Here is a 17,292-nt window from a genome sequence, read left to right on the forward strand (position 1 = left end):
CGAGAACTTCGAGGCGTTCAGGCCAATAGTTCTTTGCTACCGCATTCGCCGCCATGAAACGTGACAGATCAGCCAAGGTCAGTAGCCAAGGTCAGTGACGTGCCCTCGCGTATCACGAATTGCCACCAGTTCGGCAACTGAAGCGATAGAACCTCTCCAGGTTTGATCCCCAATCGCAAGAGATTGGCGGCGATGCGATGGGCGCTTTGTTGCAACTGTTCATAGGTCAAAATCGTACGTCGGCCGATAGTGGTCTCATAGGCGGTGACCGCCAACCGCGCCGGATCATCTCGGCAGTTTTCAGGAAAACGTCGAGCAAAATCTGGTCGCTCCAAAAACCGGCGGCGCGCATCCTTTGCTTGCGCCGATCTGGCAAGATCAGATTCATCGTCATTGTGTGGCCAGTGCCAGTTCGTGCGTCACACGCCTCTTCATGGTTCAACGATTGGAATCAGCTCGCGCGGGCAAGAGATCCAGAATCCTCACTCCGCAGCCTTTGGTATTTTCTCGAAATATCAGGCTAGACTATAGTTCTATTCACATTCTATTCTAATATATGATAGAAAATAAGCAATGACAACAATAGAAGCCTAGATTTGTGATGAGGCAGCATTGCTCCTGGCGACCTCACGGATCGTGACAGAAAAAGGAGGACAGCGTGGATACAGTGCAAGCGGTCCGGCAGGAGACACAAACGGGCAACCGCCTAGAGTTCGACGCGGTCGTCATCGGCGCTGGCGTCGCCGGTCTCTATCAACTTTACAGGTTGCGCGAACTCGGCTTGCGGGTTCGGGCCTTCGAAACGGGCAGCGCGGTCGGCGGCACCTGGTATTGGAATCGCTATCCGGGCGCGCGCTTCGACTCAGAAAGCTGGACGTACGGCTACTCGTTTTCGAAGGAGCTTCTCGAGGAATGGGAGTGGGAAGAGCACTTTTCGGCCCAACCCCACACCGAGCGCTACCTCAACTATGTCGCCGACAAATTCGAGCTGCGGCGCGACATCCAATTCAACAGCCGCGTCGTCGCCGCGCACTGGCGCGAGGAGACAAGCAGCTGGGAGCTTGTGCTGGAGAGTGGCGCGCGCCATTCGACGCGCTTTCTCGTCACCGCGATCGGCGTTCTCTCGGCGGCCGTGATGCCGACAATTCCCGGCATCGACAGCTTCACGGGCCAGTCGTGCCACACCCAACGCTGGCCGAAGGACGGCATTGAGTTCGCCGGCAAGCGGGTCGGCATCATCGGCACCGGTGCAACCGCGGTGCAGACGATCCAGACGATCGCCAAGACGGTCGGTCACCTGACCGTGTTTCAGCGCACCCCGAACTGGTGCTTTCCGCTGAACAACAGCAAGATCACCCCGGAGGAGATGCGCGACATCCGCGCCCGGTACCCCGAGATTCTGGCGCGCTGCCGCGAGACGCCGAGTTGCTACGTCCACGGCCCGGATCCGCGCAAGACGCTAGAGGTCACACCCGAGGACCGCGAAGCCTTCTGGGAAAAACTATACCGTACGCCGGGTTTCGGCCAATGGCAGGGGAATTTCAGCGACATGCTCATCGACCGCGAGGCTAACGCGCTCGCGTCCGAGTTTGCCGCTCGCAAGATCCGCGAACGGGTGAACGATCCTGTCGTCGCCGAGAAGCTGATCCCTAAAAACCACGGCTTCGGGATGCGCCGGATCCCCCTCGAAAGCGGCTATTACGATGTCTACAACCAGCCGAACGTCGAGCTGGTCGACGTCAACGAGACGCCGATAGAACGCATCACCCCGCGCGGCATCCGGACGTCGGAGCGCGAGCGCGAGTTCGACATCATCATCTACGCGACTGGCTTTGATGCCATTACCGGTGCCTTCGACCGGATCGATATCAGCGGCGTCGATAACGTGCGGCTCAAGGAGGCGTGGAAGGACGGGCCGCAGACTTATCTCGGCGTCTTCGTGTCAGGGTTTCCGAATTTCCTAATGGCGATGGGTCCGCACGCCGGCCTCAGCAATTACACGCGCACCGCGGAATACAGTGTCGAGTGGGTCACCGGCGTGATCCGGTTTGCGACCGAGCGAGGACTGAAGCGCATCGAGGCCACGCCGTCCGCCGTCAACGAATGGACTAGTCACGTCCTAGCGCTCGGCCAAGGTCAGCTGATGAATGAAGTCGGCTCCTGGATGACAGGCGTCAACCGGAACGTAGAAGGCAAACAGAAGCCTCGGATCATGCGCTACAGCGGTGGACACCCTGCATATCGCCAGTACTGTGACGCCGTCGCTGCGGAGGGCTACCGGAAGCTTATCTATTGAACCGAGCTCCGACCGAGTGGGGCATGCCTACGTCCTCGCGTGTCAATCGGCGGCACCAACGGGAAGCAGAGCGCCTCAGGCTTAGTCGTTAACCACCGCACGTTGCCGCCGCGTCGTGGGGCCTTAACAGGCATGTCCCCATGGCCGTGTTTTGGGTTCTTAGAAAAATGATTCCGTTCCGACAAATTGAAGCGGCGGACCTCATGATTCCGTTAAACAAATACACGGCGAGCTACGGGCGCTCGCTTTTGGCTGGTACGCCAGAGGACCAGCTGGTCGAGAAGCCGAAATCGAAAGTCATTAAATGCCTTCGCCCGGTTCCGGGCCGCACTGGCCGCAATTACATAGCGCGTGGGGGGCGGGCAGCAGCAGCTCCCCAAGCTGCACATGCGGCCCGTCCGTTGCCTTGCAACACCTGCTTAAGCCGAGATGCGCCGCTTCAGGGCCGCCGTGATCGACAAGATCTGAGCAGCCCTCAGGGGCTGTCGCTGCCGGAATTCTTGGCCTTGTCCCGCGTCAGCAGCCGAAAGAACAGCGGCACGAACAGGATGGCGACGGCGGTCGCTGCAATCATGCCGCCGATGACGCCCGTACCGATCGAGTGGCGGCTGGCGGAGCCGGCACCGCTGCTGATGGCCAGCGGCATCACGCCCAGGATGAAGGCCAGCGAGGTCATGATGATGGGCCGGAAGCGCAGCCTCGCTGCCTCCATGGCGGCCTCGTAGACCGGCAGCCCCTGTCGATGGCGCTGCGAGGCGAATTCGACAATCAGGATGGCGTTCTTCGCGGCAAGACCGATCAGCGTCACCAGCCCGATCTGGAAATAGACGTCGTTCTCGAGGCCACGCAACCAGATGGCGACCAGGGCGCCCAGGACGGCGAACGGCACCGCGGTGAGCACGGCGAGCGGCAGCGACCAGCGCTCGTACTGCGCCGCCAGGATGAGAAACACCATGACGAGGCCGAAGACGAAGCCCAGCGACCCCGTGCCCGCCGTCGCCAACTCCTGGTAAGCCGCTCCGGTCCAGCCGATGCTGTAGTCGTTGGAGAGTGTCGTGGCCACGACCTGCTGCATAGCCGTGATAGCCTGCCCCGACGAATAGCCCGACGCCGGGCTGCCGATGACTTTGGCGGCCGGGAAGATGTTGAACCGATCGACCGTGTCGGGACCGAGGATGCGGGTGAAGGTCACCAGCTCGTTGAGCGGAACCATGGCACCGCCCTCGGCGCGCACGAAGACATGGCGCAGGTCGTCAGGCTTCTCTCGGAATTCCGCCTCGGACGAGAGGCTGACTCGGTAGGTGCGGCCGAACAGCGAGAAGTCATTGACGTAGAGGCTGCCGAACGAACTCTGCATCGTCTCGAAGATGGTGTTGATCGGGATGCCCAGCGCCCTCGCCTTCTCGCGATCGACATCGGTGCGATACTGCGGCACCGCGGTCGTGAAGGTGGTGGACACGCCCCGCAGCTCGGGCCGCTGGTTGGCCGCGGCCACGACCTTGTTCACCGCTTCCGACAGCCCGCTCAGCGGCCCGCCGGACCGATCCTGCAGGAACATCTCGAAACCGCCGGTGACGCTGATGCCCTGGATCGGCGGCGGATTGAAGCCGATCACCACGCCGTCGCGGAAGTTGGCGTTGATGGCGCCGATCGCCGGCGCCACGTTGCGCGCATCCTGGGCCGGGTCCTTGCGCTGCGACCAGTCCTTCAGCGTCACGAACGAGATGCCGGAATTGGATTTCAGCGCCCGCGACAGGAGATCGAAGCCCGAGAAAGTGACGACGTTGGCGACCGCCGGGTTCTTGCGCAGCGCCTCGGTGGCCTTGGCCGTCACCTCGCGCGTGCGCGCGATCGCAGCGGCCGGCGGCAGCACCGTCACGACGAAGACATAGCCCTGGTCCTCGGCCGGCACGAGACTCCCGGGGATGCGCTGGAACAGGACGAAGACAAGCCCCAGCACGATGACGAAGCCCGCGACGCCGACCGCCGTACGCTTCAGCAGGAAGCTCACGCCGCCGGTGTAGCGCTCCGTCAACCAGCCGAAACCGCGATTGAAATAGCGGAAGAAGGCCCTGGGTTCGCCGTGCACCGGCTTCAGGATCAGCGCCGCGAGCGCCGGCGTCAGTGTCAGCGCCACGATTCCCGAGATCACCACCGAAACCGCGATGGTGACGGCGAACTGGCGATAGAGTTCGCCTGCCAGGCCGCCCAGGAATGACACCGGGATGAACACCGCGCAGAGGACCAGCACGATCGCGACCACCGGTCCCGTGACCTCCTGCATGGCCTGCAGTGCCGCCTCGCGCGGCGACTTGCCTTGCGTCGACATGATGCGCTCGACGTTCTCCAGCACCACGATGGCGTCGTCGACCACGATGCCGATCGCCAGCACCAGGCCGAACAGCGTCAGCAGGTTGATCGAGAAGCCCAGCAGGTACATGCCCGCGAAAGTCCCGATGATCGACACCGGGATGGCCAGGACCGGGATGAGCATCGCCCGGACGTTCTGCAGGAACAGGAAGACCACCAGAACCACGAGCAGGATCGCCTCGACGAAGGTGATGGCGACTTCCTGGATGGAGACCTCGACAAAGCGCGTGGTGTCGAAGGGAATGTCGTAGCGCAGGCCCACCGGGAAGCGCTTCGAGATGCGCTCCATCGTCTCCTTGACCGAGGCTGCGACCTGCAGCGCGTTGGCGCCGGGCTGCAGGTAGACGGCAATGGGGACGGCCGGCGAGCCGTTGAAAGTGCCGGAAAAGCCATAGAGAAGCGCACCCAGCTCGACGCGGGCGACGTCCTTCAGCCTGAGTGCGCCACCATTCTCCTCCGACCGGATGATGATTTCTTCGAACTGCGTGCGGTCGACCAGCCTGGGTGGAGTCGTCACCGAATAGGTGAAGACCTGAGGCCTGTTCATCGGCTCCTCGCCGAAACGGCCGGCGGCGAACTGGGCGTTCTGTTCGCGCACGACGGCGGCAATGTCGGCGGGGGTGAGATTGTACTGGGCGACCTTATCGGGCCGGAGCCAGATGCGCATCGAGTAGTCCGAGGCGCCGAACAGCGACGCATCGCCGACGCCCGGCAGGCGCCGGATTTCATCCAGCACGTTCACCAACGCGTAGTTGCTGATGTAGATCGTGTCGTAGCGGCCCTCCGGCGAGGACATGGTCAGGACCTGCAGGATCGACGTCGAGCGCTTCTGCACGACCAGGCCCTGGCGGCTGACTTCTCCCGGCAGCAACGGCAAGGCGCGCTGCACGCGGTTGTTGACGTTGATGGCGTTCTGGTCGGGATTGGTGCCGATCTCGAAGGTCACCGTGAGGTTCATCGTGCCGGAGCCGGTCGAGGTCGACTGCATGTAGATCATGCGCTCGACGCCGTTGATCTGCTGCTCGAGGGGCGCCGCAACGGTGGCGGCAATGGTCTCGGCCGTGGCGCCGGGATAGGTCGCCGAAATCACGACTTCGGGCGGCACGATCTGGGGGTACTGCGAGATCGGCAGGACCCGCATCGCCACCAGGCCCGCCAGGATGATCACGATCGACAGGACCGACGCGAACACCGGCCGGTCGATGAAGAACTTGGAAATCATTTCGGCGGCGGCGCCATGGGCACCGGCCGGACGGCATTTCCCGGCCTGACGCGCATGACGCCGTCAACGACGATGCGGTCGCCCGTGCTCAGGCCCTTGCGCACGATCCAGCCATTAACCAGCTCGCGGGCCAGCCGGACCTGCCGCGCGCGCGCGACGTTGTCGGCTTCGACGACATAGACGAAGGCGCCGAGCGGGCCCTGCGAAATCGCGGCCTTCGGCACCACGATGGCGTCGGGCATGGTGATGCCGGTCACGTTCACCCTGACGAATTGCCCCGGCAGTAGGCCGCCCTCATGGTTCGGGAACACCGCGCGGATCAGGATCGTACCGGTACGGGGATCGACGGTGCGCGAGCGCGTGTCGACCTTGCCGAGCTGGGGATAGACGGCGCCATCGCCGAACTGCAGCTCGACCTTCACGTCATCGGAGTCGAGCTGCTTCTCGCGCGACTTGCTGATTTCGTCGAGGGCGCGCATCTCGCTGTCGGTGAAGGTGAAGTTCACATAGGCCGGATCGAGCTGGGTGATCGTGGTCAGCAGCGTTTGCTGGGCCTGCACGAGTGTTCCCTCGGGCGGCGAGGTGATGCTGGTTGGACCCGTGACCGGCGCCTTGATCACCGTGTATTCGACGTTGAGCGTGGCGGTCTGGACATCCGCCTGGGTCGACTGTATCGCGGCGCGTGCCTGGTCGCGCGCGGCGATCGCATCCTCGAGCGATTTCTGCGCCGACACCTTCTGCGCTACGAGGCCTTCAACACGCTTATAATTCTCTTCGGTCTGCGTGAGCGCGGCCCTGGCCTGTGCGGCCTGGGCCTGCGCCCGCGAGAGAGTGGCCTCGTATGACCGGGGATCGATGCGGAACAGCACGTCGCCCACGTTGACAACGGCGCCTTCGTTATACCCGCGCTTCAGCAGGATGCCGCTCACCTGCGAGCGGATCTCGACGGCTCGGAAGCCGGCGACCCGGCCAGCGAATTGCAGCGGCAGGGGAACGTCGGCGGCGGTGAGCTGGACGATGCCCACCTCGGGTGGCGGCGGGGCGGCGGCCGTCGCCGGCTTAGATGCCGGCCGGGTCCACCAGAATACGCCAGCGCCGATGACAGCGGCGACCACACAGGCTGCAACAATGCGCCCAACCCAGGTTCGCGCGATCATCGACCCCCTATCCTCCCATAGCACCTAGACCAACGTCCTGCGCCTTGATCTGCAACGCAAGGTACTTCGAGTACATCCGGCACTGCGCGAAGGAGCCGCCGGTGAACCAGAGACCGGGCTGGGCGGTCGGCACCCACATATTGTTGAGTTCCTGCGAGCGCGCGTCGAAGCCCCAGACCGGGCCGATTTTTTGGGCGATCTCCTTGCCGAACAAGTCGCCCACCAGGTGGTCCTGGCCCTTGTAGCCCGTGCCAGCCGACATTCTCCAGATGAACCCCAAGAATGGGGCGAAAGCTAGCAATCTTCCTGGTTCCGGGGAAGCCATGAGCGGCCTGTGCGGTTTTCCCGGCGCCCCCGCCGCGTCCACCGTCCAAAACGAGCTTTGATCCATCGATTTGGCCCTTTCCCTCGTCATTCAGACGCACTCCTCCCGTGGTGACGACGGATCCGCCCCGTTCAGTCCTACGCCGGAGCTGGTCGTCTTCGCAGCCCGTCGATCAGCCGCAGTATTTTCTCGAACAGTTCTCTCGGCACCGCGACCTCGGCCATCTGGAAGACGGCATAGCGGGCGTGGCGCACGACCTTGGCGACGTGATAGGTGTGGGCCCGGAGGGTCCGCATGAAGATACCTTCAAGCAGCTGAGCAAATCCACAATTTGGCTTCGTTCTGACGAGGAGCAGCAGGCGTTTTGGCCATTCTTTACCGAGTCCATTCGCGATCCAGAACTGGCGCAGGAATTATGTACGTTCGCGGCCAGCGAGCGGCGCTTTGCGAACTAGAGATGGTGGCTTCCAAGCGCGCCTGGCGGCTTGAGTTTATTGGGACCTAGAGGTGCAACCCAGATCCAACGTTCTCCGGTTAGTCCGTGCAGCGGTGCGGTCAGGTCGTCATGCGGTCGATTCTCGGCGGACTTCATCATCAGTATTGTCGGATGTAGTTATCGGCAGGGACAGGCATCGAGCCGGTCGTGGCGCAAGGCGGCGAGGAAGGTCATGGTCTTCCAGCGGCCGTGCGGCACCTTGGCCTCGAGGCGCTGGCCGCGCGGAGCCCATCCCCGCAGGGGTGCCATATTTGTCTTGGTCCAGGTCTCGTCGATGAACACCAGGCGAGAAGGGTCGATGCGGTTCTGATAGCCCCGCCATTGCCGGCGCCGGCGGGCTACGTCCGGGCGATCGCGCTCGCTGGCAACCAGCGTCTTTTTTTGTGCGTCAGCTTCTCGGCATGCACCAAGGCCCAGACCACCCGGTAGTCGGACCTTGAGGCCGCGGCCGGCCAGCTCGGCGACCAGCCCGCGTAGGGTGAAGTCGCCGCCCTGGCAGCGCCGCACCAGCCACTCGCGATGGGCGCCGACGATCTTCTTGGGCCGCCGGCCGCCCATCCGTAAGGCGGCAACGCTGCCGGTCGCGCGGAAGCGCTGAACCCACACGATCGCCGTCTTGATGCCTTTGATGCCCACATCCGGACATACAACGATCTGTGCCGTCTGGCGGACAGGCTCAGAGAGGGTATCTCCGCCGGGGAGGTCAGGCGCCTGGCCGCGCCGCGAACGGCACGATCATGCGGATCGTGCGTTCCGGCCAGTCGGATGCCCACGCCGCCGTGGAGGTGAGCAGCGGGGACGCGAGCAGCAGGAGGCCCGCCAGGGCATGCCGTCTTGTCAGGATCTGTCGTCGCGGCATCATGGCGGGTCTCCAATCTCAGTTCGTGGGCTGCTTCGTGAGGGCAATCACCTTCTCCAGTGCTTCCTTGCCGGGCAAGCCCTTCTTTTCCGTTTCGGCCGCCCACTGATCCCATACCGGCCGTCCGGCGGTGGCAATCAGCTTGTCGCGCATCTCGGGCGACACCTTGATGACCTCGAGCTTGCGCTTCTCGAACAACGGCAAGGACTTCTTGTCCGCCTCCTCGTACGCTTCCCGCTGGAGGCGGTAGGCCTCGGGCCGCGCGTCTTCCAGGATCTTCTTGTACTCGTCGGGCAGCGCCTTCCACGCCGTCTGGCTCAGCACCACCGAGTTATGGATGATGCCGAGATTCATCCCGAGCGTGTACCACTTCGACACCTCATGCAGCTTGTAGGCCGTGAAGCTGTAGGTGAAGGGGAACGATGCCGCCTGGAAGGTACCACGCTCCAGCGCGGTGTAGACTTCCGGCGCGGAGACCGAGGTCGGCACGGCGCCCAGGAGCTTCATGGCTTCGCCCAGGCCGCCCAGCGCGCGCACCCGCATGCCCTTCCAGTCCTCGAGGTTGCGTGGCGGCTTGCCCGTGCCCATGAACTCGTACTGCGGCAGCAGCAGGGTCATGAAGTGCATGGCATTCCATTTCGACAGCTCGTCGGACACCGGCTTCCAGGCCTGGTAGGCATCCAACACCTTCGCCTGTGTCACCAGGTCGGGGATCGGCAGGAACGGCATGTCGAGAACACCCTGCAGCGGCGTCTTCGCCGGCGCGTAGGAATAGGCGACGAAGGCACCCTGGAAGGAGTCGACCTTTATCCCGTCGAGGAAGTCCTTCGCCTCGCCGAGCTGCTCGTTGTACCTGAGGTTGATGGTGAAATTGCCGCCGCTCTTCTCCTTGGCGACCTTCGCGAGGTACTCGAAGGTCACGGTTGCCGCTCGTGGCGGTCCATAGAGTGACCAGGTCCAGGTGACCTTGTCGGCGGCATTGGCCGGGGCGGCGGCCGACAGGCCGAAGCCGAGACTGCCGAGTCCAAGACCAATCGACAGCAGCAACGCACGTTTCGTTACACGATTCATGATGGTTTCCTCCCAGTTCAGTCTGCGGTTTCGACGATGAAGGTGACGATCTCGGGGAACGCGGTAAGCACGGCGAGGGTGATGATGTCGGCGAAGATGAACGGCCAGACGCCCTTGAAGATGTCGCGCACGGGAATGTCGGGCCGCACGCCGTTGACCACGAACACCACCAGCCCGACCGGCGGCGACAGCGAGGCGATGCCGGAAAGCTTGACGAGAACGATGCCGAACCAGATCGGATCATAGCCCAGCGACATGATCACCGGGAACACCACGGGCAGCGTCAGCAGGAACATGCCGATGCCCTCGAGCACCGTGCCGAGGATGAAATACAGGACGTAGATTGTAAGCAGGATCGCGATCGGTGGCATGTCGAGGCCGGTGACCCAACGCGCGACCTCTTCCGGCATGCCCGAGAAGCCGAGAAAGCGCACGAAGATCAGCACGCCCCAGATCACCGTGAAGATCATCACGGTGAGCTTCGCCGAATCGAGCAGGCACTGGCGGAGTTCTCCGCGCTTGATGCCGTTCTTGAGCGCGAAGACCAGCACCGAAAACGCGCCGAGCGCACCGGCCTCGGTGGGTGTCGCCCAGCCGAAGTACATGCTGAGGAAGATGATCAGGATGACCAGGAAGATCGGCGAGGTGCTGGGCAGCGACTGGAAACGCTGCGGCCAGCTATAGCCGGTGATGCGGGGCCCGAGTTCGGGCTGCCGCCAGCAGCGCCAGGTGATGATGAGGGCATAGACCAGCGCCGACACGATGCCGGGCACGAAACCGGCGATCAGCAGCTTGCCGATCGACTGCTCGGTGATGATGCCGTAGACCACCAGCAGCGTGCTCGGCGGGATCAGCGAATCAAGCGTGGCGCCGGCAGCGCAGACGCCGGCGGCCAGGCGTTTGTCGTACTTCGCCCGCAGCATCTCGGGGATCGCCACCTTGGCGAATACGGCGGCGGCCGCACTGCTCGCGCCGGAGACCGCCGAGAAGCCCGCGACCGCGAACACGGTGCCGGTGGCGAGGCCGCCCGGCAACCAGCCGAACCATCGTCGCGCGGCCTCAAAGGCGCTCTGGGTGATGCCGGCGTAGTAGGCGAGATAGCCGATGAGGATGAACATCGGCAGGACCGACAGCGTGTAGTTGGCGCCCGACGTGTAGGGCGCGATGCCGGCGGTGCGGATGCCGGCATCCCAGCCGATCAGCCACACAAGGCCCGCCGTGCCGGTGAGCGCGCCGGCGAAGGCGAAGCGGACGCCGGCGAAGCACAGGGCCAGCAGGACGACCACGCCGATGCAGCCGATGGTGAGGGGGCTGAGCTCGATCATCGCGTGTCCGGCTTGCCGAGGACCTCGGCGATCTCGTCCTGCACCTGGGTCTCGATGGTCACGAGCTTGGGCACGGCGATGGGCTCGGCGTCAGGATGGGCGATCATGCGCAGATAGCCCCAGATCTGCAGCGACAGCCGTAGCCACAGGAGCGAAAGCGCCAGCGGCACCATCAGTTTGGCGGGCCAGGTTGGCAGGCGGATGTCCATGGTCGAATCGCCGATCGAATAGGCCCGCAGGAAATTGGTGAAGCTGGCGTAGACCAGCACGCTGATGATGCCGATGGCCACGACGACACCGAACAACTCGACCTTCCAGCGGATCGACGGTCGCCAACCCATCGTCAGGTCCATCCCGATGTGGCTGCCCAGGCGCTGGGCGTAGGCGATCCCCAGGAAGGCAAACAGCACCGAGGCCTGCTCGATCCAGTCGATGTAGCCGTAGATGGCGAAGTCGAAGAAGGTGCGGCCGACGATCTGCACCACACCCACGAACATCAGGAAGAAGATCGCCAGCGCCGCGATCAGGTTGAGGCCGTCTTCGAGGTGCGACTGGATCGCGTCAGCCCGACGCAAAAACCCTGGAGGCGATTGGACACGTCCATCGGTGGGCATTCAGCGCATGCCCCGACCGGCGCCGCGGGTGCGCGATCCCATCTTCCGTTTCCTTCCCGGAGCGGCGTGGGATCTCTAACGGACCCTCATCGATCCCGCTCTCGTCCACAGGTTAGGCCAAGCCGCCGATGCCGATCAACCCTGGCGGACAGCCCGGTTTCGCAAATGCATCGCAAGAGCATGCTGGTGTCCTTGCTCAAAATCCCATTCGGCCAAGGAACCGGGTTTCCGACGAAGACTTCGGTAGACGATTCTCGACAATTCGAACAGAGCGTTCACCGCTTCTGCGATCTGAGCCCCCTGCAATGGTTCGGGCACCATAGTATCCGCGCAAGGCAATTGCGGACCGTGACGACACCCGGCGCCGCGACGGCGGTGCAGGTTCAGTTGCCGCAAACAGTTCAGGCCGCGCGACGCTCGTAGCGGTGGTGCAGGCCACCGACCTGTGGGAAGGCGACAACGGTACCTGCAGAGGGCGGATGTATGGGCCGCGGCTCCGGACAATCCTTGCCGAGCGAGAGATGCGTGCGGCTTCGGTGGTGGTACTCAAAGTATGTTGACAGCACTCGGCGCAGGTGAACCGAGGGCGGACAAAAGCGTGAGCATGCCGATGACGGTATGACTGCGTCGCCAAAAACCCTATGCTTTCTTGGCTTTTGGAGTTTTGAGCAGGCACAGCCGGCGGGTGAGCCCTCGAATGGTCATGGACGGACACGTCCCTTGCAGAGCTATCACAGTCAACATGAACATCGCGCCGACTCACCGCTAAAGAACCAACGACCGTTCTTCCTTGATGATGACATTCTCGATGGCGCCGCGCGTCGGCACACCATGGTGTGCCCAGATGGCTCGCTCGTAGGTCAGACCGTGAACTACTCCGGCAACGGCGTCCGCACAGTCCTTGCTACAGCGCGGCGCGTGGTCGATGAGACCTGTCTTGGGGTTTCGCTCTAGGTGTGGAGCCTCAACAGGTTGTCCTCGGCGAGGGCCAGTCTGCTGATGGGGGTTTTACCCTTGATGCCGCCGTGAGGTCGATGCCAGTTATAGCGATGGATCCAGAAGGGCAGCTCTTGGGCACGCTGGCCTGAAGTGTCGTAGGCTCGGGCATAAGCCCATTCCCGCAAGGATGTTTGGATGAAGCGCTCGGCCTTGCCATTGGTCTTGGGCGTGTAGGGCCTGGTCCGAATATGCTTGAGGCCAAGTAGCTTGCAGGCGTCTCGGAAGGCACGGGATCTGTAGCAGGAGCCGTTGTCGGTCATGACGCGCTCGACGGTGACGCCGAGGCTTTTGTAGTAGCCGACCGCGGCCTCGAGGAAGTCCACGGCACAGCCTTGGCGCTCGGTCTGCATGAGCTTGCTGAAGGCTACGCGCGAGGCGTCGTCGATACAGACGTGCAGGAACTCCCAGCCGATGCCGCGGCTGTTGCTCTGGCCGGTGCGGTCACCTGTGATGCGATGGCCGACACGGTCGAACCTGCCGAGCTTCTTGATGTCGATGTGGATCATCTCGCCGGGGTGTTCCCGCTCGTAGCGGCGCACCGGCTCGGCAGGGGCCAGGGCGCTCAGCTTGTTGAGGCCCAGGCGTCGCAGCACGCGGCTGACCGTTGCCGGCGAGACGCCAACCTCGACAGCGATCGCCTTGCCGGTCAGGCGCTGGCGGCGCAGGGCTTCGATAAACTCGATGACGGGTTGCGGGGTTGGTCGGTGGAGCCGCCTCGGTCGTGAGCTGCGGTCCTGGAGGCCGGGCATGCCTTCGCGCTGGGCTTCAAGCCCGACCAGATCGGGCGATGGTCAGAGCGGAAGATTGAGATCGTCACGAAGTATGCGAGGGCCTACGCGCTCGCCCTGAAGAACCAGCCCTTCAAGCGCTTTTACATTGATGGCTTCACGGGCGGCGGCGTCGCGCTGCGGAAAGGGAGTCAAGACCAGGTCGTCACAACGGCGCGGCGGATCCTCGAGATCGAGCCGGCTTTCGACGGGTACCATCTGGTCGACTTCGACGTCGACAAGGCCGCGGCCATGCGCCTGGCCTGCGTCGACCGAGTTCAGGCTGTCGCCTACTGCGGCGATGCAAATGAGATCCTGCCACCGATCCTTGAATCTATCCGGCGCAGCGAGTCGAAGCGGGCGTTGTGCTTCCTGGATCCGTACAAGATTCTCCTGTCTTGGAAGGTTCTAGAGCTGGCCGGCCGAATGGGAACCATCGAGGGGTTCATCAATTTCCCAACGCTCGACATACAGCGGAATGTCCTTCGAAAGGATCCGAGCAAGATCCCGCCGCCGGGCGCAGCTCGATTGACGGACATGTGGGGAGATGATTCCTGGCGCCAAGTTGCCTATGCGCCCCAGGCGACGCTATTCGGCGACGTCGAAGAGAAGCAGTCGATCGACGCCCTGCTCGCTGCTTTCGCCACTCGCCTCAAAAATGTCGCGAGATTCCAGCATGTTTCTTCACCGCTGGTAATGCGCAACAACGAAGGTGCTATCGTGTATCACCTGCTGTTCGTGACTCAGCAGCCTCTCGCGCTGAAAATCGCCAACGGTGTCTTGAAGCCCTACCATCAGGGAAAGGCGTAACATGGCAACCAGCTCGATCGAGTGGACCGAAGCGACGTGGAATCCCGTCGCCGGGTGCACCATCCTGTCTCCGGGCTGCACCAACTGCTACGCCATGCGGATGGCCGCGCGCCTCGAGGCGATGGGCATGGCGAAGTATGCCGGTCTGACGCGCAAGAGCGGTGGCCGCGCGAAGTGGACGGGCGCGGTGCGCCTTGATCGGCAAGCCCTCGAGATTCCGAAGAGCTGGCGAAAGCCCCGCATGATCTTCGTCAACTCGATGTCCGATCTGTTCCAGGAAGCCGTGCCGGCGTCGTTTGTCGCCGCCGTGTGGGAGGCGATGGCGGCAACGCCGCGTCATACCTACCAGATCCTGACGAAGCGTCCGGAGCGCATGGCTGAGCTCACGCGGGACCTTCCCGTGCTTCCCCACGTCTGGCTTGGGGCGAGCGTCGAAAGCGCCGCTTACCTGGATCGCCTTGATGGTCTTCGAGGGGCCCGGGCGGCCGTCCGATTCGTATCGCTCGAGCCTCTGCTCGGATCCGTCGCCGGCGTCGATCTCTCGTCGATCGACTGGGCGATCGTCGGCGGCGAGTCGGGGCCTGGCGCGCGGCCAATGGACCCAACATGGGTACGCGAGATCCGCACGGCCTGCCGGCGCTCGGGCACTGCATTTTTCTTCAAACAGTGGGGCGGACGTAACAAGAAGCAGCGGGGCAGAACGCTAGACGGCAAAGTCTGGAGCGAGTTTCCGACGATTGCGGCTTAGGGGGGGAGCGCATGCCAAGCATGACTGATCCCGCGGAAGGTCTCACCTCTTTTCAAGCCGCTTTAGACGCCGACATCGTCACACTTCAAAAGGGCGCCCTCGATCCGAACATTCACGTGCATCTGGATCATCCAGCAGGTTCGCCGCGATTTACTTACGTTCGGCTGAAAGGGAAAACCGTAACGTCACTCGTGATGTTGGTGCCCGTCGATCACCTCGACGGCTTGCCTTGTTTTCAAATGGGCTGCGCGGTTCCCGAGAAATTTCGCGGGCAGGGACTAGCGCAGTGCACCATGCTTGCGGCGCTCGCTGAACTCGAGGCTGGCCTTGGTCGCAATGGCGTGTCGGCGTTCTACGTCGAGGCAGTCGTAGGTATCGACAACGAACCTTCGAAGCGAATAGCGGAAAAGGTACTGTCGTCGAATCCGGAGCAGGTAACCGACAAGTTCTCGGGGCAGCCGGCTTACCACTACGTCAAGCGCATCGGCACCAAAGCCTAACTGAGTTCGCCGGGAAGAGCTGCACAGCCGATAACCCGCTGCTTCCGCCGTCTTGACGCTCAGCCGGAAGTGGCGTAGCGCCTCGCGGCGGCGGCCAGCCGCCGGCTGTGCAGATCCTCATAGAGCCGCTTCAGGTACTTGGCGTCCTCAATCTCCTGGAAGCTCGGATTCGGCCCGCCCTTCATCTCCGGTATAGTACTCACCTATTGGGGGCGCTCATGTCTGACGGACCAGTGAAGATCGAAATTGGTGCGAAGGCGACTCTGGAGATAAAGGCTGAGGTTCCCAAAGAATCAGCGGGCCGCATGGTCGATGCACTCACAGACCTTGTACGTCCATGGTCCGAGGCTCGCGGCTTGCGGGCCGACATGATCCGGCTCCATCGCGAAGACGTGGCGCTCCAGATCGCTTAGAAGGCCGCGCACCGGATTGCACTCGAGAGCAAGCCCGTGCACGCCATTCCCCTCAAGACCATCGTGCCCCTGCTCGAGCGCGGTTCCCAGGAAGAGCCGACAGACGAGCGCATGATCAGCATGTGGGGCAACCTTCTCGCTTCGTCAGCCACCACAGACGCCGTTTCTCCGCGCTTCATTTCCCTTCTCGCTGAAATGAATCGGCGTCAAGCGCTCTTGCTCATTGAGCTCTTCGAGTTTGAGGAGAGCACCACGGTCGATCTCCACGACCGCGCTGGCGAATTGGTCGAGTCACCGCTTGCGCTCAATGCGATCGAGGTGCCCTCTCCGCACATCGTCACGGCGATTGTCGAGGCTGCCGGTCCGGCCCTGCTCGCGATCGACGCGGTCTCACCGATCGAACCGTCGAGAGCACACACGAAATTCAAGCGCGTGAATGCGTGGGAAGCCGTGCCTCAGCGCGCAACCGATCTGGGCATCTTGGAATCCTTGGGCCTGATCAGTTTCAGGACACTCAGCACGGGGTATTTCGAAGGCTCGTACGTGTCTCTCGAAATCGGTCAAGGGACTTGCACTCCTTTGGGCGACGAGCTTCTGTATCTCGTCGGCGAGGCAGATCCTGACTAGAGATTTCCCTACCTGATCATTATGTCCCGGACTTATCAGCTGCTGGCAGCGGAACCGCACGTCGACGAATCGCTTGCCGCGCAGCAGCGCGCCGGCCGGGTCGGCCTTGGCCCGGTGATGGCACTGGTGGCAGTAGATCTCGACCTCGAGCCCTAAGGCCGCGATCTGGTCGAAGATGGTGAAGGGCGGGGCGAGCAGCATGCCCGGACCTTGGCGTCGCCCCTCGCGCGCGGGATCGGTCAGAACGTCGCGCCGCTATAGGTCCTGTTGGTGATCGGACGATGCCAGCACGATGCTGTCACGTTGGCCGCCGACATGCCCGCCCGAATCAACTGATGGTTGGGGCTGGGTGTCGGGGCGTAGGAGGTGTAGCTATGTGATCGGCATTCACAAAGGTCCGTACGTTGGCGCTGACGGATGGCAAACGAGCGAAGGCCTGATGCTGACCAAAGATATGGTCCGTTCACTTTACAAGTGATCAGCAGAGCGCCGAGGGTATCCCCCGGGAGTACTTCCATGGGGCTTTCGACACTCACAGGGCTTTGAGGGGTGGTTTAGACGTTGCGAGGGCTAGGCTGCGGACTCATAATGCCTGAGCCAAAGCCTAACGGCAGCGAGCTTTGCCATGGCAAGGTAGTTCAAGGCGATGCGGTCGAAGCGTGTGCAGATGTGCCTGAACTGCTTGAGTTTTCC

16 protein-coding genes and 3 pseudogenes are annotated in these 17,292 nt (G+C 62.9%); 7 read left to right on the forward strand and 12 right to left on the reverse strand.

The annotated features are described in order from the left end of the window. Positions 1 to 68 precede the first annotated feature (68 nt). On the reverse strand, positions 69 to 335 hold the full coding sequence (locus LJ725_RS28140; protein WP_156716856.1) for an AMP-binding protein: 267 nt from the start codon (positions 333 to 335) through the stop codon (positions 69 to 71). Between the two features lie 323 nt (positions 336 to 658). On the opposite strand from LJ725_RS28140, the gene LJ725_RS28145 reads away from it, so the two are divergent. Together LJ725_RS28145 and LJ725_RS29360 are read left to right on the forward strand one after the other, a co-directional pair. Beyond that, positions 659 to 2,296 (forward strand): flavin-containing monooxygenase, encoded by a 1,638-nt coding sequence (locus LJ725_RS28145; protein ID WP_230554249.1) that lies wholly within the window; start codon positions 659 to 661, stop codon positions 2,294 to 2,296. 140 nt (positions 2,297 to 2,436) lie between these two features. Next, a pseudogene (locus LJ725_RS29360) lies at positions 2,437 to 2,589 on the forward strand (plasmid partitioning protein RepB C-terminal domain-containing protein); the annotation flags it as partial. 182 nt (positions 2,590 to 2,771) lie between these two features. Here the strand turns inward: LJ725_RS29360 and LJ725_RS28150 are convergent. From LJ725_RS28150 to LJ725_RS28195, 10 genes and pseudogenes are all read right to left on the reverse strand, one after another. Continuing rightward, positions 2,772 to 5,885 (reverse strand): efflux RND transporter permease subunit, encoded by a 3,114-nt coding sequence (locus tag LJ725_RS28150; RefSeq protein ID WP_230554252.1) that lies wholly within the window; start codon positions 5,883 to 5,885, stop codon positions 2,772 to 2,774. Next, a complete protein-coding gene (locus LJ725_RS28155) occupies positions 5,885 to 7,045 on the reverse strand; it encodes an efflux RND transporter periplasmic adaptor subunit (protein ID WP_068190227.1) in 1,161 nt (386 codons plus the stop codon). Before LJ725_RS28155 ends, LJ725_RS28150 begins: the two co-directional genes overlap by 1 nt. 7 nt (positions 7,046 to 7,052) lie before the next feature. Continuing rightward, positions 7,053 to 7,307 (reverse strand): hypothetical protein, encoded by a 255-nt coding sequence (locus LJ725_RS28160; protein WP_329958404.1) that lies wholly within the window; start codon positions 7,305 to 7,307, stop codon positions 7,053 to 7,055. Positions 7,308 to 7,507: 200 nt separating this feature from the next. Further along, a complete protein-coding gene (locus LJ725_RS28165) occupies positions 7,508 to 7,666 on the reverse strand; it encodes a hypothetical protein (RefSeq protein WP_156716855.1) in 159 nt (52 codons plus the stop codon). A 332-nt stretch (positions 7,667 to 7,998) separates the two neighbouring features. Beyond that, positions 7,999 to 8,481 (reverse strand): annotated as a pseudogene (locus LJ725_RS28170) (IS630 family transposase); the annotation flags it as partial. An 88-nt stretch (positions 8,482 to 8,569) separates the two neighbouring features. After that, positions 8,570 to 8,728 carry a hypothetical protein gene (locus LJ725_RS28175; RefSeq protein WP_230554250.1) on the reverse strand — a complete coding sequence of 53 codons (159 nt, stop codon included), beginning with the start codon at positions 8,726 to 8,728 and terminating at the stop codon, positions 8,570 to 8,572. A 15-nt stretch (positions 8,729 to 8,743) separates the two neighbouring features. Next, the gene (dctP, locus tag LJ725_RS28180; RefSeq protein WP_082752021.1) at positions 8,744 to 9,796 is read right to left on the reverse strand and encodes a TRAP transporter substrate-binding protein DctP; all 1,053 of its coding nucleotides are present in this window, start codon (positions 9,794 to 9,796) and stop codon (positions 8,744 to 8,746) included. A 17-nt stretch (positions 9,797 to 9,813) separates the two neighbouring features. Then, the gene (locus LJ725_RS28185; RefSeq protein ID WP_230554251.1) at positions 9,814 to 11,121 is read right to left on the reverse strand and encodes a TRAP transporter large permease; all 1,308 of its coding nucleotides are present in this window, start codon (positions 11,119 to 11,121) and stop codon (positions 9,814 to 9,816) included. Further along, a complete protein-coding gene (locus tag LJ725_RS28190) occupies positions 11,118 to 11,696 on the reverse strand; it encodes a TRAP transporter small permease subunit (protein WP_068190483.1) in 579 nt (192 codons plus the stop codon). The genes LJ725_RS28185 and LJ725_RS28190 overlap by 4 nt, the downstream gene beginning before the upstream one ends. A gap of 989 nt (positions 11,697 to 12,685) precedes the next feature. After that, a pseudogene (locus tag LJ725_RS28195) lies at positions 12,686 to 13,486 on the reverse strand (IS481 family transposase); the annotation flags it as partial. A gap of 93 nt (positions 13,487 to 13,579) precedes the next feature. On the opposite strand from LJ725_RS28195, the gene tcmP reads away from it, so the two are divergent. Genes tcmP through LJ725_RS28210 form a run of 3 tightly spaced genes read left to right on the forward strand, consistent with a single transcriptional unit; the run spans position 13,580 to position 15,559 of the window. Beyond that, on the forward strand, positions 13,580 to 14,311 hold the full coding sequence (tcmP, locus tag LJ725_RS28200) for a three-Cys-motif partner protein TcmP (RefSeq protein ID WP_230554253.1): 732 nt from the start codon (positions 13,580 to 13,582) through the stop codon (positions 14,309 to 14,311). 1 nt (position 14,312) lies between these two features. Then, the gene (locus LJ725_RS28205) at positions 14,313 to 15,059 is read left to right on the forward strand and encodes a DUF5131 family protein (protein ID WP_068190481.1); all 747 of its coding nucleotides are present in this window, start codon (positions 14,313 to 14,315) and stop codon (positions 15,057 to 15,059) included. A 20-nt stretch (positions 15,060 to 15,079) separates the two neighbouring features. Beyond that, a complete protein-coding gene (locus tag LJ725_RS28210) occupies positions 15,080 to 15,559 on the forward strand; it encodes a GNAT family N-acetyltransferase (protein WP_156716881.1) in 480 nt (159 codons plus the stop codon). A gap of 59 nt (positions 15,560 to 15,618) precedes the next feature. On the opposite strand, the gene LJ725_RS28215 is transcribed toward LJ725_RS28210, so the two are convergent. Beyond that, positions 15,619 to 15,762 carry a hypothetical protein gene (locus LJ725_RS28215; protein ID WP_156716880.1) on the reverse strand — a complete coding sequence of 48 codons (144 nt, stop codon included), beginning with the start codon at positions 15,760 to 15,762 and terminating at the stop codon, positions 15,619 to 15,621. A 246-nt stretch (positions 15,763 to 16,008) separates the two neighbouring features. Between LJ725_RS28215 and LJ725_RS28220 the strand changes: the two genes are divergently transcribed. Both LJ725_RS28220 and LJ725_RS29080 read left to right on the forward strand, forming a co-directional pair. After that, the gene (locus LJ725_RS28220) at positions 16,009 to 16,599 is read left to right on the forward strand and encodes an Abi-alpha family protein (RefSeq protein WP_068190477.1); all 591 of its coding nucleotides are present in this window, start codon (positions 16,009 to 16,011) and stop codon (positions 16,597 to 16,599) included. A gap of 21 nt (positions 16,600 to 16,620) precedes the next feature. Continuing rightward, the gene (locus tag LJ725_RS29080) at positions 16,621 to 16,755 is read left to right on the forward strand and encodes a hypothetical protein (RefSeq protein ID WP_268990910.1); all 135 of its coding nucleotides are present in this window, start codon (positions 16,621 to 16,623) and stop codon (positions 16,753 to 16,755) included. The last annotated feature ends 537 nt before the right edge of the window (positions 16,756 to 17,292 follow it).

The sequence above is a fragment of the Reyranella aquatilis genome, from assembly GCF_020880995.1.
In the GTDB taxonomy this organism is placed as follows: domain Bacteria; phylum Pseudomonadota; class Alphaproteobacteria; order Reyranellales; family Reyranellaceae; genus Reyranella; species Reyranella aquatilis.

Excerpts from the sequence above, each read along its gene's own strand:
- LJ725_RS28155 (WP_068190227.1), bottom strand. The coding sequence starts at position 7,045 with ATGATCGCGCGAACCTGGGTTGGGCGCATTGTTGCAGCCTGTGTGGTC.
- LJ725_RS28185 (WP_230554251.1), bottom strand. The coding sequence starts at position 11,121 with ATGATCGAGCTCAGCCCCCTCACCATCGGCTGCATCGGCGTGGTCGTC.
- LJ725_RS28210 (WP_156716881.1), top strand. The coding sequence starts at position 15,080 with ATGACTGATCCCGCGGAAGGTCTCACCTCTTTTCAAGCCGCTTTAGAC.
- LJ725_RS28205 (WP_068190481.1), top strand. The coding sequence starts at position 14,313 with ATGGCAACCAGCTCGATCGAGTGGACCGAAGCGACGTGGAATCCCGTC.
- LJ725_RS28175 (WP_230554250.1), bottom strand. The coding sequence starts at position 8,728 with ATGATGCCGCGACGACAGATCCTGACAAGACGGCATGCCCTGGCGGGC.
- dctP (WP_082752021.1), bottom strand. The coding sequence starts at position 9,796 with ATGAATCGTGTAACGAAACGTGCGTTGCTGCTGTCGATTGGTCTTGGA.
- LJ725_RS28160 (WP_329958404.1), bottom strand. The coding sequence starts at position 7,307 with ATGTCGGCTGGCACGGGCTACAAGGGCCAGGACCACCTGGTGGGCGAC.
- LJ725_RS29080 (WP_268990910.1), top strand. The coding sequence starts at position 16,621 with ATGTCCCGGACTTATCAGCTGCTGGCAGCGGAACCGCACGTCGACGAA.
- LJ725_RS28165 (WP_156716855.1), bottom strand. The coding sequence starts at position 7,666 with ATGCGGACCCTCCGGGCCCACACCTATCACGTCGCCAAGGTCGTGCGC.